This is a genomic window from Bacillus sp. FSL K6-1560, assembly GCF_038592935.1.
GTDB lineage: Bacteria > Bacillota > Bacilli > Bacillales > Bacillaceae > Bacillus > Bacillus subtilis.
Map to the genome: position 1 here is coordinate 2,475,798 of NZ_CP151946.1, position 15,473 is coordinate 2,491,270.

Below are 15,473 nucleotides of genomic sequence, written 5' to 3' on the forward strand. Positions count from 1 at the left end.
TTATTCGGACGTAACAGAAGAGAGCAGGCTGATAGCGCCTTACTCTCTTCTATTCGTCTTTAAAAAATTCTCTCTTTTATACGAGGTTTAGTTTTTTCAGGCTTTCTGCAATTTGAACAGAGTTCCATGCCGCGCCTTTTAATAGGTTATCAGAAACAACCCATAAATGAAAACCGTTTGCTCTGTCCAAGTCTTTGCGGATGCGGCCCACAAACACATCGTTTTTGCCGACAGCATCAGCAGGCATCGGATAAAGCTGCTGGCTTGGATCATCCTGAAGTGTCACGCCCGGAGCTTCTTTCAATAGATTTTTAATATCTTCAACGGTAGCGTCATCACGGTCTATTTCGATATAGACGGACTCTGAGTGCCCAGTTTGGATTGGCAGTCTCACACATGTAGCCGCTACTTGAAGGTCAGGCATGTGCATGATTTTTTTCGTTTCATTTATCATTTTCATTTCCTCAAACGTATAGCCGTTATCTTGGAATTTATCGATTTGCGGAATCGCGTTGAAGGCGATTTGATAGTGTTTTTTGTCACCTTTTACAGGCATGATCTCAGGCTCTATTTCTTCTTTATTTAAAATCGCCTGTGTTTGGCTGTAAAGCTCTTTTACAGCTTCATTACCCGCTCCTGATACTGCCTGGTAAGTTGATACGATGACCTTGTTTAAGCCATATGCTTTGCGGATCGGTTCAAGTGCCGCAACCATTTGGATTGTAGAGCAGTTTGGATTGGCAATAATGCCGTTGTGTTCATGCAAATCTGCCTCATTCACTTCTGGCACAACAAGCGGTGTATTTTCATCCATGCGGAACGCGCTCGTATTATCTATAACAATAGCGCCGCGTTTTACAGCTTCTGGTGCCAATGCTTGTGATACGCTTCCGCCGGCGCTGAACAAAGCAATATTTACCCCTTCAAAGCTCTCAGGAGAAGCTTCCTGAACAGTCAGCTCTTGGCCTTTAAACGTGACTTTTGTCCCCGCAGAGCGTTTTGAAGATAGCAATGTAAGTGTGTCCATTTCAAAGTTTCTGTCTTCAAGTGTTTTAAGCATTTGTTGTCCCACAGCCCCTGTCGCTCCGACAACAGCTACGTGTAAACCTCTTCCCATCTGTAAAACTCCTTCCGCCAATCAGCTTCATTGAATTGATTTGACTATGATTTTACGTTTTATTTTACCATAGAATATGCGGGTGATGACCGAATTTTTTAGTTTGGGAAAGATTTTCTGTAAATTTAGTCATTTCCCTGATAATTCTCAACTAGAATCGGCTGAAGCTGCTGGTGCATGAGTGCCTTTTCAATCGTTTGCGGTAGCAGATCCATTTTGGCTACCATTGAATTCGGTTTTTTAAAGGGATCGTCTTGCCCGAATGGAATAAAAAAGATATTTTTTGTTGACATGAGCCTCATTAAATTTGTTCCGTTTAAACCAAGAGCATCATTTGTCGAGATACCCAGAACGACAGGCCGATTGTTTCGGATTGTCGCTTTTGCCGCCATCAGCACCGGACTGTCCGTCATGGCATTTGCAAGCTTGCTCATTGAATTGCCTGTTAAAGGCGCAATGACCATGCAGTCAAGGGGCAGCTTCGGCCCAAGAGGTTCTGCCTTTACAATCGAATCAATGGCCTCATATCCAGTCAGGTCTTCAATTTTTTTAACCCATTCTGCGCCCTCTCCAAATCGGGTATTTGTAGATTTTACATTAAATGTGACAACCGGACGGACTTCAGCTCCTTCGTTGACCAACGCCTCAATTTGCGGGAAAACCGCTTCATATGTGCAATGCGACCCGGTCAGCCCAAACCCGATTCTTTTTCCTTTTAATGAAGACATCCTTATTTCCCCTCCTCAGCTTGTATTTCAGCCAAAAGCTTGCTCAAGACGTTTGCAAGGATTTGCCCAGCTGTTTTAGGAGCGACAATCCCTGGAAGCCCGGGAGCAAGAAGTGCTTTAATCCCTTGTTTCTCGGCATATTTAAAATCCGTTCCCCCGGGACGTGAGGCCAGATCCAATATTAAGGTTTTTGGTGTCATGCTAGAAAGTACCGTTTGATTTAAAATCATACTCGGTATGGTATTAATGCAAATATCTATATCTTTTACATGCTCTTTCAGCTCATCGGTATGAAAAGGAACGAGCCCCATTTCAGTGATACGTGCCAGATGCGCTGAACTTCTTGCCCCCACTTTTACATTCGCCCCGAGCGCGGCAAATGTACGGGCAATCGTCATCCCGGTGCGCCCCAGACCGAGAACGGCCACCTGTGATCCGTGTATCGTATAATCCGTGTGCTGAATAGCCAGCATGATCGTTCCTTCTACTGTCGGAATAGAGTTGTATATCGCAATGTCATCCCGCTCAAACAGTTTAACAAGTTTTCTTTTTGCCTGAGCTGCAATGTTTTCTAAATAGGCGTTAGAAATTCCTGAGAAAATGACACAATGTGCAGGCGTTCTGTCGAGATGGTCCTGTTTTAACACAACTTCTTCATTAGAAAATACAGTCGATACGACACCTTCTCCTGTTGTCGCGGATACTGGAAGAATGATGCTGTCTATTTGCTGAAAAGGAATTTCATCAATATTGCATTTTACTGCCCCGGTAAAACCGTGATCCAATTGGTCAAAACCGACAAGATAGATGTCAGCCTGCTGTTCAGTGAGCTTTCTTATAATTTCGAGCTGTCTTGCGTCACCGCCGATAACTGCAATTTTCAATCCGGTTAACATTCTAAACGTTCACCTTCTTTGTATATACTGGATCTCTAGTTGTTAAGCTCCCCTTCATCTTATGATCAAAAGAAAATACTGGTGAATATAAAAGATGCGCTTTTTCCATATAAAAAAACATCGGCTCCGGCAGCCGATGTTTCAGATGTTTTCTTTAGAGCCCGCTTCACAGTCAATTGGGCTATTTACTCTTGTCGAGGAGGCATTTCCTCAGGTACATCTAATATAATCATATCTGAACCGATCTTTTGAATATGGTGCCATGGGACACGAATGTCATGACCTTGCTTTCTCAAACCAAACCACTTAACTGTGGGAATGAGGAGTGCTGTAATCTGTCCATCCTGTTCATTGATTTCCAAATCGGTCTGGCCGAGCACTCCGAGCCGTTCAGCTCTTTTGATGTCTACAATTTCCTTTCCTGATAATTCACTGAGCCGCATGTCTGTCACCCCCTTGTACTATGTATGATGAAAGGGATTAAAAAATGCCTGCTCCATTATGGAGCAGGCTTTCCTTTTTAAGACGGCATATTGCCGGAAGGGCTGATAAGTGCTAATGCATAGTCTTCGGTAAACAATTGTCTGGCAAGGCCGTTAACACGCTCTAAGTTCACGGCGTTTAATTCATTGATGATTTCATCTAATGTTTTATGTTTGCCGAGCAGCAGTTCATTTTTTCCGTTTCGGCTCATTTTGCTGTTTGTGCTTTCTAAGCTCAGCATTAAGCTTCCCTTCATTTGTTCTTTGCTGTTTTCCAGTTCTTTTGAGGTAATGCCGTCACGTTTTAATGTGGCAAGGGTTTCTTGAATTGTTTCCGACAGCTGCTGAAGCTGATTTGCACCCGTTCCACCGTAAATAGTGAGCATTCCGCTGTCCTCATATGAGCTGTGATAGCTGTAAACAGAATAAGCAAGTCCTTTATCTTCACGCACATCTTGGAACAGCCGGCTGCTCATGCTGCCTCCGAGCACATTGTTGAGGACGATTAAATCATAAATACGTTCATGGCCAACCTCTAAGCCTTTAAATCCAAGGCACAAATGAGCCTGCTCTGTTTCTTTTTTTCTCGTCAGTTTTTCCGTGTGGAACTCAGGCTTCTCAAGGCCTGTCGCTTTGCCTTTCGCCTCGTATGACCCGAACCATTTTTCTACATCTTTGATAAAACTGTCAGATATATTGCCCGCTACCGAAATCACCACTCGGTCCGGCGTATAATAATCATGCATGTATTGTCTGAGAGAGTCACCGTTAAAGGAAGCAAGCGTTTCTTCCGTGCCTAGAATTGGGTAGCCTAAAGAATGATTGCCGTAAGTGGCTTTGCTCAATAAATCATGTACAATGTCGTCCGGCGCATCTTCATACATTTTAATTTCTTCATATACTACATTTTTCTCTTTTTTCAGCTCGTTTTCATCAAACGTTGAATGAAAGAACATATCTGCTAATACGTCCAGCGCGTAATTCGCATGCTCGTCAAGCACCTTTGCATAGTAGCAGGTATATTCCTTTGAAGTAAACGCATTGACCTGGCCGCCAATACGATCAAAAGATTCTGCTATCTCGCGTGCAGATTTTGTGCTCGTCCCTTTAAAGAACATGTGCTCTAAAAAGTGAGAAATTCCGTTTATCTCCGGCGTTTCATGTCTCGAACCTGTGCCGATCCATACGCCGATCGCAACAGAACGGACTGTCGGGTTATTTTCCAGCACAATTCTTACACCATTTTGACACGTATATCGTTTAATCAAATTTGTTCCTCCTATTCAAAGACAAGCTGCCTTCATCTGTTACTTCAATAGTCTTGTTTCATCCATTAGTTCAGTGACTGTTCCAAGCGCATATCCTTTGTCTTTTATCTGTGTAATCAGCGCTTCAAGACTTTCCGCCGTAGGGTCAGTCGGATGCATTAAAATCATGGCACCATTATGTATCTTGCTTAACACTCTCGTCTGAAGTACAGACGGAGCCGGCTTTTGCCAATCGATTGTATCAACTGTCCACATGACTGTTCCCATCTGTTTCTCTGCTGCAATGTCGATAACCGCTTTTCTGAAACTTCCGCTTGGCGGAGCGAACCACTTTGGCTTAACGCCGATCGTTTGTTCTATTTGTTCATTAGTCTTGTCGAGCTGCTCGGAAATTCTTCCTGTAGTCAGTTTGCTCATATCCGGATGATTGTATGAATGATTTCCGATTTCATGTCCGTCTTTTGCAATCTTCTTAGCGAGCTGTACATTGTTTCTCACCCAATTGCCTTCTAAAAAGAACGTAGCTTTAACCTGGTGCTTTTGCAGAATAGGGAGCATTTTTTCCAAATACTCATTTCCCCATGCCACATTGATTAAAAAAGCCACCATCGGTTTGTCAGGATTTCCTTTATAAATAGGCTCAGGCTGAAGTGACTCAAGATGAACACTTGGTTTTACTTGACTGTACACCAAATCTTTTTCCCGAAACTCACCATGCTTTTTCATTTTTTTATATGATTGTTCAATATTGACCTTTAATCCATTGTAGCCTGGAATGCTTTTCCACACTTTATCAATTCTTGCATTCTGGGGCTTAACTTCGTACTCCGGCGCTTTTTGAAGCAATTCTTCATATAACGGGTCTTTTGACGCCGTGACAGTCACCGTATCTTTTTTCATTGCCCCTATATAATCAAGTGCATGCGGATTTTCCATCATCTCAAATGAGACAAAAAAAAGAAATAAAAAAACGGCAAACGGTACAAATTTTTTGTACATGTTCTGTCCCCCCTCACCTCACATTATGAAGGAGAAGGACAAGGTAGAACCCGCCTGCTTTTGAAAAGCTTCAAAATAAAGAAGCCGGGTCTCCCAGGCTCCTTTTATGTTTTCATTTAAGATTGTTGTTCTTCTTTTTCTTTCTCTTCACGGAGCACCGCTTTGCGGGATAAATTCACTCGTCCTTGTTTATCAATTTCAGTGACTTTGACAAGAATCTCGTCTCCGATTTTTACAACATCTTCAACTTTCCCTACGCGTTCAAGCGCAAGCTCTGAAATGTGCACCAAACCGTCTTTTCCACTGAAAATTTCAACGAAAGCACCGAATTTTTCAATCCGTTTCACTTTACCTAGGTAAAGTTGGCCGACTTCAACCTCTCTAACAAGGTCTTCGATGATTTTTTTCGCTTTTTGGTTGCCGCTTTCATCTGTAGAGGAAATAAAGATTGTGCCGTCCTGCTCAATATCAATTTTAACACCGGTTTCTTCGATGATCTTATTGATTTGTTTTCCGCTTGGTCCGATGACATCGCGGATTTTATCAGGATTAATGGTCATTGTTAAGATCTTAGGCGCATATCGAGAAAGCTCTTTTCTTGATTCGCTTAATGTTGCAAGCATGCTGTTGAGGATTTCCATTCTGCCCTTTTTCGCCTGCTGAAGCGCTTCTTCAAGAATCTCTCTGGAAAGGCCTTCAATTTTAATGTCCATTTGCAGGGCCGTTACGCCTTTTTCGGTTCCTGCTACTTTAAAGTCCATATCTCCGAGCGCGTCTTCCATGCCTTGGATGTCAGTCAAGACAGTGTAATGTTCGCCTGATTTGACAAGACCCATCGCAATACCAGCAACTGGCGCTTTAATCGGTACACCAGCATCCATCATTGCAAGTGTGCTTGCGCAAATGCTTGCTTGAGATGTAGAACCGTTTGATTCAAGCACTTCTGAAACAAGACGGACAGTATAAGGGAAGTCTTTTTCAGACGGAATAACTGGCTCAAGCGCACGCTCACCCAGTGCTCCGTGTCCGATTTCACGACGTCCCGGTCCGCGCATCGGTCCTGTTTCCCCAACGCTGAATTGCGGGAAATTGTAATGATGCATAAACCGTTTTGACTCTTCGACACCTAAGCCGTCAAGGATTTGCACATCTCCCAGAGCACCTAGCGTACATACGCTGAGGGCTTGAGTTTGTCCTCTTGTAAATAGACCTGAACCGTGCGTTCTTGGCAAGAGGCCAACCTCTGAAGAGAGCGGGCGGATTTGATCGACACCGCGGCCGTCCGGTCTTACTTTCTCTTCAGTAATCAGGCGGCGAACTTCATTTTTCACCAGCTTGGATAAAATCTGCTTCACTTGCTTGATTGTGTCTTCATCATGTTCTTCATCCTCGAATTTTGCCACAACTGCGTTCTTCACTTCGTTAATGGCATCTTCACGGGCATGCTTTTCATGAACTTGGATGGCTTTCAGCAGATCCTCTTCTGCCAAAGCTTTTACTTTTTCATTAAGCTCTTCATCAATTTCAAAGAGCTTAATTTCAGATTTCTCTTTGCCGACTGCTGCAACAATTTCTTCTTGGAATGCAATCAGGCGTTTAATCTCTTCATGGCCGAACATAATGGCCTCAAGCATGATTTCCTCAGGAACTTCGTCCGCTCCCGCTTCTACCATGTTAATCGCATCTTTCGTGCCGGCAACGACAAGATTGATGTCGCTTTTTTCAAGCTGATCGACTGTCGGGTTAATGATAAATTGATCATCAATGCGTCCGACAGTAACCCCTGCAATCGGTCCTTCAAACGGAATATCCGATACAGAAAGTGCAAGAGATGAACCGAACATGGCAGCCATTTCTGAAGAGCAGTTTTGGTCAACACTCATGACAATGCTGATGACTTGAACTTCATTACGGAATCCATCGGCAAACAAAGGACGGATCGGACGGTCAATTAAACGGCTGGCAAGAACCGCTTTTTCACTTGGACGTCCTTCTCTTTTAATAAATCCGCCCGGAATTTTCCCTACCGCATATAATCTTTCTTCATAGTTTACAGTAAGAGGGAAGAAATCAAGCGGTTTAGGTTCTTTTGAAGCGGTTGCTGTACTAAGTACTGCTGTATCACCGTAGCGGATCATCACAGCACCATTTGCCTGTTTGGCAAGCTGGCCGGTTTCAACGGTAAGCGTTCTTCCGGCCCAATCTATGGTAAAGACATGTTTTTCTTGTCCCATACAATTACGAACTCCTCTCTTCGTTGTGTGAAATAATCAATTACTCCTATTATGAACGAAATGAATTGAACATATCAATGTCAAAGTAGTATGTAAAAGGATTTCAATGATTTGTTATAAGAAATTTCGCTTTAATACGATAAAAAAGCGGGAATCCTCCCGCTTTTTACGATTATCGACGTAAGCCTAGTTTGTTAATTAACTCACGGTAACGAGTTACGTCTTTATTACGCAGATACGTAAGAAGATTACGACGCTTACCTACCATTTTAAGAAGACCGCGACGTGAGTGGTGGTCTTTCTTGTGAGTACGTAAATGCTCGTTCAAGTTGTTAATTGAGTCAGTTAGGATAGCGATCTGAACTTCTGGAGATCCAGTATCAGATTCGTGTGTTTTGAACTCATTGATGAGTTGGTTTTTACGCTCTTGAGTAATTGCCATCCTGTTTCACCTCCAAATCATATTTAGCCCCAGTTACCTAGCAACCGTCGGTGACTTCGGATTGCCAAGCAATGGTTTTAAGACTACGAAAACTATCATACTAAAAATCGTGCCTATATGCAAATATTTTAGAATAAAATTTGCGTGCGTTGCAAGTTATTTCCGTTAATTGCTGAAATAACGGATGGCTTCCTGCTTATCTTTCTCAATTTGCTCTGTTAATTCTTTGATGCCATTGAATTTCCGCTCGCTCCGAATCCGTTTGTACCATTCGATTTTTATAGCGGCTCCATATACCTCTTGATCGAAATCAAACAGATTGACCTCGATGGAAGGCTGCTCAGGGCGCTTTTCATAAAACGTTGGCTTATAGCCAATATTGCAAACGCCATTGTAAACTTCGCCGTTCACTTCCGCTTTTACGGCATATACACCTGTGGGCGGGACGATATAGCTGTTATTTAAACCGACATTCGCTGTCGGAAACCCGATGGTCCGCCCTCTTTTATCACCATGAATGACAATTCCTTTAATAAAATAAGGTTGTCCAAGCAAGACATTCGCCAATTCAACATCTCCGTTTTGAAGCGCGGTACGGATATACGAAGAACTGATTTTTTTATCCTGCTCCGTTAATTTTTCTACCATTGTGCACCCAGCTTTTCCGTCTAAATCATCCGGCATGGTCTTCATTGTTCCCTTGCCGTATTTGCCGTACGTAAAGTCAAAGCCTGCCACTGCGTGCTGCACATTAAGGCCGATAATATACTGGTCTATAAACTGCTTAGGAGAAAGAGAAGCAAACACTTCATTAAATTTAACGACATACAGAACTTCTGTACCTAATTGTTCAATTTGATTTATTTTGTCTTCAAGAGGCGTAATCAGATCCTTAGGTTCCTTATCTCTGCCCAACACGTGAGAAGGATGGGGATGAAAGGTCATCACAGCCAATGTCAGACCTTTTTCTTCGGCTATTTGCTTCGCTGTGCCGATTACCTTTTGATGCCCGAGATGAACGCCGTCAAAATATCCTAACGCCATCACTGATTTTGCCTGCTCCTCTTTTATTAAATGATGAGGATGTGTAATATGTATCGTCTTCACAGAACGGTCACCTTTTTTCTATTGTTCGCTTTTTTGCATCAATACTTTTGCCGGCTTTAACAGCCCTTTTTTTGCAGGATGAGGGAAATAGATCGCCAAACAGGTTCCGGATTCAGTAAAGACGGCGATACGGTCTTCACTTGTCATTTCAGAAAACTGCTCGGGCGTCTCAAGCAAAGCCCCATTTTCTACTTTCTTAGCTAATGTATCACTTATGATCCATTTCGGCAAATGATTGAGCGCACGTTCAATAGGAACTGTATGCTCTTCCACGGTTCCGGATTGGGCCTGTGCTTCGAGCTCATCAAAAGTAAAGCATTCGTCGAGAGAAAAATCTCCGGATGCCGTACGGATTAAATGAGACATATGAGCCGGATATCCGAGCTTTTCTCCGATCATGACCGCCAGCGTCCTTACATAGGTCCCTTTGGAGCAAGTCACTGTAAACCGGAAGCTTGCGGTTTCTCCATGATGTTTAATCTCTGTCGTCAGGGCAATGTCTTCAATGGTTATCATACGTTTTGGACGTTCTACTTCAATCCCTGCTCTTGCGTATTCGTATAATTTTTTGCCGTTTACTTTTACAGCGGAATACATGGGCGGAATTTGTTCTTGTTTCCCCTTTAAACTGTTTAAAACCTTTTCTACATCCGCTTTATCAATGTCGTGATTGACAGGCTTTGTTTCCACCGTTTCTCCGGTTTGATCCTCTGTAGTGGTTGAAAAGCCAAGCGTTATTTCTGCATCATACGTTTTAGATTTTTCAGTTAAGTATTCGACTATTTTTGTCGCTCTTCCTACACAAATCGGAAGCACGCCTGACACTTCCGGATCGAGCGTTCCTGTATGTCCTACTTTTTTTGTTTTTAACAGCTTTCGGATCTTCATGACACAGTCGTGCGATGTCATGCCAACAGGTTTATGTAAAAGGAGAACTCCGTTAACCATTTGCCTTTCACTCCTTCTTTTGAGCTTTTTTCTTTTAAACGAAGAAAGAGGACAGACGATATACGCCTATCCTCTCATTTTTTATTCAGATGGTTTCTCTGAATGTAATTCGTGAATCAGTGTTTCGATCCGATTCCCGTAATCGATTGATTCATCGAACTCAAATTCAATTTCAGGCGTTTTTCGAAGTCTGATGCGGCTGCCGATTTCGGATCGGATAAATCCTTTCGCTTTTGCCAGCCCTTTCAGCGCTTCTTCCCGTTTTTTCTCGTCACCGAGAACCGAGATATACACCTTTGCAATTTGCAAATCACCTGATACACGTACATCCGTTACTGTCAGAAAACCAATTCTCGGGTCTTTCAGCTTGCGGCTGATAATATCACCGAGTTCTTTTTTCATTTGCTCGCCGACACGGTTTGCTCTCATACTCAATTCAATCACCTCTAAGTTAAAACCACTCTGTCCTAGTGATCGTCCGTTCAATTTCAGGAAAAGAATCGATAAACGCTAGGACGCGTTGCAGTTCTTTTTCTGTTTGAACGCGAGAGGAAGAAACAGCGGCGATTCCGAAGCTGGTTCTTTGCCAGGTGTCCTGATAGCCAATCTCCGAAATCGAAACATTGAACTTGTTTTGAACCCTGGTTAAAACCCGCTTCAGAACGGCACGCTTTTCTTTTAGCGATCCTGCATCATAAATGATGCATTCACACTCCGCAAATCCGATCACGTTCTTTCAATTTCTTGCATGACAAACGCTTCAAGGATGTCACCTTCACGAATGTCATTGTATTTCTTAATTGTAATACCACATTCATAGCCTTGTGAAACTTCTTTCACATCGTCTTTAAAGCGTTTCAGAACATCTACTTCGCCTTCAAAGATGACGACGCCGTCACGAATTAAACGGAGGCCGCTGTCGCGCGTAATGGTTCCTTCAGTAACATATCCGCCGGCAATTGTACCGATTTTAGATACTTTGAATGTTTGGCGTACTTCTACTTGACCAATTACTTTTTCTTCATATTCAGGATCAAGCATACCTTTCATGGCAGCTTCAATCTCGTCGATTACTTTGTAAATGATACGGTGAAGTCGAATATCTACATTTTCAGCTTCAGCCGTACTCTTAGCATTTCCGTCCGGTCTCACATTAAACCCGATAACAATTGCATTGGAAGCAGATGCCAAGATAATGTCTGATTCAGTAATCGCACCAACGCCTGTATGGATGATTTTCACTTTAACGCCTTCTACTTCAATTTTTTGAAGTGCAGCCGTTAAAGCTTCAGCAGATCCTTGAACGTCAGCTTTTACGATGAGGTTGATGTCTTTTACATCACCTTGCTTAATTTGCTCGAATAAATCATCAAGACTGAGCTTCGCTTTATCGCTGCGCTGCTCTTCAAGCTGTTTCGAAGCACGGGCTTCACCGACAGAACGAGCTGTTTTTTCATCCTTAAAGACAAGGAATTGGTCTCCCGCTTGAGGGACATCATTCAAACCGGTAATTTCAACCGGAGTTGACGGGCCGGCAGTTTTCACACGGCGGCCAATGTCGTTAACCATTGCACGGACACGGCCAAATGTATTGCCGACTACGATCGGATCACCGACATGCAGTGTTCCAGTCTGTACGAGCAATGTCGCGACTGACCCTCTGCCTTTATCGAGTTCAGCTTCAATAACCGTTCCTTTTGCCTGACGGTTCGGATTCGCTTTCAGTTCCTCTACCTCACTGACAAGCAAAATCATTTCAACGAGCTCATCAATGCCTTTTCCAGTTAAAGCGGAAAGCGGCACAAAAATGGTTTCTCCGCCCCAAGCTTCAGGGACAAGTCCGTATTCCGTCAGTTCTTGCATCACACGGTCAGGGTTTGCGGATTCTTTATCTATTTTATTCACAGCAACGATGATTGGAACCTCTGCTGCTTTTGCATGGTTAATCGCTTCAACTGTTTGCGGCATGACACCGTCATCGGCAGCTACGACAAGAATCGTAATATCAGTTACTTCTGCACCGCGTGCACGCATTGTTGTAAATGCGGCGTGGCCTGGTGTATCCAAAAACGTGATTTTCTTGCCGTTCTCTTCAATTTGATAAGCGCCGATATGCTGAGTGATTCCGCCTGCTTCTCCTTCAACAACCTTTGTTTTACGGATGCTGTCAAGAAGCGTTGTTTTCCCATGGTCAACGTGGCCCATGATTGTCACGACAGGAGGACGAATTTCAAGATCCTCTTCATTATCAGGCTCTTCGTATTTTTCCAGCTCTGTTTCTTCAAGCACAATGACCTCTTCTGTTTCAACACCATATTCTGATGCAATGAGTTCGATTGTGTCTTTATCAAGCTCTTGGTTAATAGTTGCCATTACGCCAAGAAGCATCAGCTTTTTAATGATTTCTGAAGGCTCTTTGCCAAGCTCTTCAGCAAGTGCGCCAACTGTTAAAGTGCCAGAGAATGTAATTTTCTCAGGAAGCTCTTTTTTCGGCTTTACAGGCTTTTGCTGATGTTGGTTTTTATTATTGTTGTTGCGTTTATTTTTTTTGTTGTTGTTATTCTTCTTGTTTTTGTTAAATTGATTATTCTGCACGTCATTCTTCTTTCCGTCTCGAATTTTATTTGGTTGATTTCCAGCTGATTGCTGATTAACCCCTTGTGGCTGTTTGTTTTTGTTCGTTTCTGCTGGCTTTTGAGATTTAGCAGCTGCGCCGCCTTTTTTATATTTGGCATCAAGCTTTTTAATGGCCTTTTCTTCAAGCATGGCCATGTGATTATTCACTTCTAAATCCATGTTCTTCAGTGCGGTCAAAATTTCCTTACTTGAAACATTTAACGCTTTTGCATATTCGTATACTCTCATTTTAGCCATTCGTTCACCCCCAAAAATATTAATCGAGCAAGCTGATCAGCTTATTCGCAAAACCTTGGTCAGTGACGGCGACAACGACACGGGCTTCTTTACCGATAGAGCGTCCAAGAACCGCGCGACTCTCGACTTTTTTATAAGGGACTTTATAATAATTGCACTTGTCAGTTACTTTTTTTGCTGTGTTAGATGATGCATCCTCTGTAAGCAGGACAAGCTTTGCACGCGCATTCCTGATTTCTTTTATTACCAAGTCTTCGCCTGACACGACCTTACGAGCTCGATTGGCCAGACCCAGCAAGGGAAACCATTCCATTCCAGACATTTTATTTTTTCACCTTTTCCGCCAGTTCCAGCAATTCATCGAAAATCTGGTCATCGATTTGTGATTGAAATTGATTTTGCAAAGTGTTTTTCTTTTTTGCTGCTAAGATGCACTCTTTATCCAGCGTTAAATAAGCACCCCGCCCATTCTTTTTTCCGGTCGGGTCCACTGAGATTTCGCCTTCTTTTGACCGTACAACTCGGATCAGTTCCTTTTTAGGCTTCATTTCACCAGTCACTACACATTTGCGTAATGGGATCTTTTTGTGTTTATTCACCTAAAGTCACCTCTTATTCATCCGAATCAGCAGTTTCAGGCTCCGTAAAGAGCGGCTCATCATCTTCTTCAAGTTCTCTCGGATAGATTCCAAGTTCTCTTGCGTCCGTTTCGCTCTTAATATCAATCTTCCAGCCTGTCAGTTTAGCAGCTAAGCGTGCGTTTTGTCCTCTTTTGCCAATTGCCAGAGACAGCTGGTAATCAGGAACAATAACAGTTGTCGCTTTTTCTTCTTCATTAACGATGACATCAAGCACTTTGGAAGGGCTGAGCGCATTCGCGACAAATTCTACAGGATCACTGGACCAGTTGACAATGTCAATTTTTTCACCTTTTAATTCATTGACGATTGCTTGCACACGCTGGCCTTTAGGCCCTACGCATGAACCGACAGGATCCACGTCAGGATCATCTGTGCGAACAGAAATTTTTGAACGGTCGCCGGCTTCTCTGGCAACAGATTTTAGCTCGACAGTTCCATCATAAATTTCAGGCACTTCAATTTCAAACAAACGCTTTAACAGGCCTGGATGTGTTCTTGACACATAAATCTGCGGGCCCTTCGTTGTTTTTTCTACTTTTGTGATATATACCTTAATGCGGTCATGGGGCTTGTAGCTTTCATTCGGCATTTGCTCATTAACCGGCAGCAAGGCTTCTATTTTGCCTAAAGACACGTAGATAAATTTATTGTCCAGACGCTGGACGATCCCTGTCATGATGTCTTCTTCACGGTCGATAAATTCAGAATAGATCACGCCGCGCTCAGCTTCGCGCACACGCTGTGTGACGACCTGCTTCGCTGTTTGAGCAGCTATGCGCCCGAAATCCTTAGGTGTAACTTCGATTTCGACGACATCTCCGACCATATATTCCGGATGGATGCCCTGTGCCTCTTCAATTGAGATCTCTAATCTCTGGTCGTATACTTCGTCAACGACATCTTTTCTTGCAAATACACGGATGGAGCCAGTTTCACGGTTTAGATCCACCCGTACATTTTGCGCTTGATTAAAATTCCGCTTATAAGCAGAAATTAACGCAGCTTCGATTGCTTCGATGATAATTTCTTTACTGATGCCTTTTTCTTTTTCAAGAATCGTGAGAGCATCTAATAATTCACTGCTCATTTAACGGTCTCCCCCCTTAAACATTTGTATTCATTAGAATGTAACAGCTAATCTTGCATTAGCTATCTTTTCATACGGAATATTGATCCGTTTCTTTCTTGTTTTGATCGTGATCTCAACTGTCACTGTTTGTCCATCAAATTCAGCCAGTTCACCTTCAAACACTTTTACGCCGTCAATAGGCTCATACGTCTTAATGTATACGTTTTTCCCTAGTGATTTTTCGAAATCGGCTTTTTTCTTTAGCGGACGCTCAGCTCCTGGAGATGAGACTTCAAGAAAGTAATTTTGGCTGATTGGGTCTGCCTCATCAAGCTTTTCGCTTAAAGCTTCGCTTACTTTGGCACATTCCTCAATATCCACACCGTCATCGGAATCAATAAACACGCGAAGGAACCAGCTTTGGCCCTCTTTGACAAATTCAATGTCAACGAGTTCCAGCTGAAGGCTGTCTACGATTGGCTGAGCCATTTCTTGAACGGTGTCAGTCACTTTTTTGCTCATGTTCTTCCTCCTTGTGCTGTCGATCTCATATTCGTCTCGTCACTCTGCATAAAAACCCTGCTTCAAAAGAGCAGGGGCTAAAAAGTAAACGATGAACATGTCGAGACAAAATTCTCCTGTTCAATACAAAAGAGCGGGTTTCCCCA

Annotated in this window: 17 protein-coding genes; all 17 read right to left on the reverse strand. The window is 43.0% G+C overall.

Annotated features, from left to right (window positions below; all coding sequences use genetic code 11):
- Window positions 1–76: 76 nt before the first annotated feature.
- Entirely contained in the window at window positions 77–1,117 is a 1,041-nt protein-coding gene (gene asd / locus NYE22_RS13280; RefSeq protein ID WP_003244674.1) for an aspartate-semialdehyde dehydrogenase, read from the reverse strand.
- Window positions 1,118–1,242: 125 nt separating this feature from the next.
- Window positions 1,243–1,845, reverse strand: coding sequence for a dipicolinate synthase subunit B (gene dpaB / locus NYE22_RS13285; protein ID WP_003231884.1), 603 nt, complete (start codon window positions 1,843–1,845; stop codon window positions 1,243–1,245).
- Window positions 1,846–1,847: 2 nt separating this feature from the next.
- Window positions 1,848–2,741: a dipicolinic acid synthetase subunit A gene (gene dpaA / locus NYE22_RS13290; protein ID WP_003231888.1), complete on the reverse strand. Its 894-nt coding sequence runs from the start codon at window positions 2,739–2,741 to the stop codon at window positions 1,848–1,850.
- A 185-nt stretch (window positions 2,742–2,926) separates the two neighbouring features.
- Window positions 2,927–3,184 carry a YlmC/YmxH family sporulation protein gene (locus tag NYE22_RS13295; RefSeq protein WP_003231890.1) on the reverse strand — a complete coding sequence of 86 codons (258 nt, stop codon included), beginning with the start codon at window positions 3,182–3,184 and terminating at the stop codon, window positions 2,927–2,929.
- 77 nt (window positions 3,185–3,261) lie between these two features.
- Complete coding sequence (locus NYE22_RS13300) at window positions 3,262–4,491, reverse strand: pitrilysin family protein (protein ID WP_003245717.1); 1,230 nt, start codon at window positions 4,489–4,491, stop codon at window positions 3,262–3,264.
- A gap of 39 nt (window positions 4,492–4,530) precedes the next feature.
- Window positions 4,531–5,490: a polysaccharide deacetylase family protein gene (locus NYE22_RS13305; protein ID WP_064671390.1), complete on the reverse strand. Its 960-nt coding sequence runs from the start codon at window positions 5,488–5,490 to the stop codon at window positions 4,531–4,533.
- A gap of 116 nt (window positions 5,491–5,606) precedes the next feature.
- Complete coding sequence (gene pnp / locus NYE22_RS13310) at window positions 5,607–7,724, reverse strand: polyribonucleotide nucleotidyltransferase (protein ID WP_003231897.1); 2,118 nt, start codon at window positions 7,722–7,724, stop codon at window positions 5,607–5,609.
- A 172-nt stretch (window positions 7,725–7,896) separates the two neighbouring features.
- Window positions 7,897–8,166 (reverse strand): 30S ribosomal protein S15, encoded by a 270-nt coding sequence (gene rpsO / locus NYE22_RS13315; RefSeq protein ID WP_003220957.1) that lies wholly within the window; start codon window positions 8,164–8,166, stop codon window positions 7,897–7,899.
- A 165-nt stretch (window positions 8,167–8,331) separates the two neighbouring features.
- A complete protein-coding gene (gene ribF / locus NYE22_RS13320) occupies window positions 8,332–9,273 on the reverse strand; it encodes a bifunctional riboflavin kinase/FAD synthetase (RefSeq protein WP_342411910.1) in 942 nt (313 codons plus the stop codon).
- Between the two features lie 18 nt (window positions 9,274–9,291).
- Window positions 9,292–10,221: a tRNA pseudouridine(55) synthase TruB gene (gene truB, locus NYE22_RS13325; RefSeq protein ID WP_015252083.1), complete on the reverse strand. Its 930-nt coding sequence runs from the start codon at window positions 10,219–10,221 to the stop codon at window positions 9,292–9,294.
- Window positions 10,222–10,302: 81 nt separating this feature from the next.
- Window positions 10,303–10,656 (reverse strand): 30S ribosome-binding factor RbfA, encoded by a 354-nt coding sequence (rbfA, locus tag NYE22_RS13330; protein ID WP_009967251.1) that lies wholly within the window; start codon window positions 10,654–10,656, stop codon window positions 10,303–10,305.
- Window positions 10,657–10,672: 16 nt separating this feature from the next.
- The gene (locus tag NYE22_RS13335; RefSeq protein ID WP_003231905.1) at window positions 10,673–10,951 is read right to left on the reverse strand and encodes a DUF503 domain-containing protein; all 279 of its coding nucleotides are present in this window, start codon (window positions 10,949–10,951) and stop codon (window positions 10,673–10,675) included.
- On the reverse strand, window positions 10,948–13,095 hold the full coding sequence (gene infB / locus NYE22_RS13340) for a translation initiation factor IF-2 (RefSeq protein ID WP_047182617.1): 2,148 nt from the start codon (window positions 13,093–13,095) through the stop codon (window positions 10,948–10,950). The genes NYE22_RS13335 and infB overlap by 4 nt, the downstream gene beginning before the upstream one ends.
- A gap of 19 nt (window positions 13,096–13,114) precedes the next feature.
- Window positions 13,115–13,417, reverse strand: coding sequence for a YlxQ family RNA-binding protein (locus tag NYE22_RS13345; RefSeq protein WP_003220946.1), 303 nt, complete (start codon window positions 13,415–13,417; stop codon window positions 13,115–13,117).
- Between the two features lies 1 nt (window position 13,418).
- The gene (gene rulR / locus NYE22_RS13350; protein ID WP_009967250.1) at window positions 13,419–13,694 is read right to left on the reverse strand and encodes a glucose-induced regulator RulR; all 276 of its coding nucleotides are present in this window, start codon (window positions 13,692–13,694) and stop codon (window positions 13,419–13,421) included.
- Window positions 13,695–13,707: 13 nt separating this feature from the next.
- The gene (gene nusA / locus NYE22_RS13355) at window positions 13,708–14,823 is read right to left on the reverse strand and encodes a transcription termination factor NusA (RefSeq protein WP_342411911.1); all 1,116 of its coding nucleotides are present in this window, start codon (window positions 14,821–14,823) and stop codon (window positions 13,708–13,710) included.
- 33 nt (window positions 14,824–14,856) lie between these two features.
- On the reverse strand, window positions 14,857–15,327 hold the full coding sequence (gene rimP, locus NYE22_RS13360; RefSeq protein ID WP_003231915.1) for a ribosome maturation factor RimP: 471 nt from the start codon (window positions 15,325–15,327) through the stop codon (window positions 14,857–14,859).
- Between the last annotated feature and the right edge of the window lie 146 nt (window positions 15,328–15,473).

Bases quoted from the DNA above. Each gene is read 5' to 3' on its own strand.
- rimP (WP_003231915.1), bottom strand. From the start codon at position 15,327: ATGAGCAAAAAAGTGACTGACACCGTTCAAGAAATGGCTCAGCCAATC.
- asd (WP_003244674.1), bottom strand. From the start codon at position 1,117: ATGGGAAGAGGTTTACACGTAGCTGTTGTCGGAGCGACAGGGGCTGTG.
- nusA (WP_342411911.1), bottom strand. From the start codon at position 14,823: ATGAGCAGTGAATTATTAGATGCTCTCACGATTCTTGAAAAAGAAAAA.
- NYE22_RS13295 (WP_003231890.1), bottom strand. From the start codon at position 3,184: ATGCGGCTCAGTGAATTATCAGGAAAGGAAATTGTAGACATCAAAAGA.
- pnp (WP_003231897.1), bottom strand. From the start codon at position 7,724: ATGGGACAAGAAAAACATGTCTTTACCATAGATTGGGCCGGAAGAACG.
- NYE22_RS13305 (WP_064671390.1), bottom strand. From the start codon at position 5,490: ATGTACAAAAAATTTGTACCGTTTGCCGTTTTTTTATTTCTTTTTTTT.
- infB (WP_047182617.1), bottom strand. From the start codon at position 13,095: ATGGCTAAAATGAGAGTATACGAATATGCAAAAGCGTTAAATGTTTCA.
- dpaA (WP_003231888.1), bottom strand. From the start codon at position 2,741: ATGTTAACCGGATTGAAAATTGCAGTTATCGGCGGTGACGCAAGACAG.
- truB (WP_015252083.1), bottom strand. From the start codon at position 10,221: ATGGTTAACGGAGTTCTCCTTTTACATAAACCTGTTGGCATGACATCG.
- dpaB (WP_003231884.1), bottom strand. From the start codon at position 1,845: ATGTCTTCATTAAAAGGAAAAAGAATCGGGTTTGGGCTGACCGGGTCG.
- rpsO (WP_003220957.1), bottom strand. From the start codon at position 8,166: ATGGCAATTACTCAAGAGCGTAAAAACCAACTCATCAATGAGTTCAAA.
- NYE22_RS13345 (WP_003220946.1), bottom strand. From the start codon at position 13,417: ATGTCTGGAATGGAATGGTTTCCCTTGCTGGGTCTGGCCAATCGAGCT.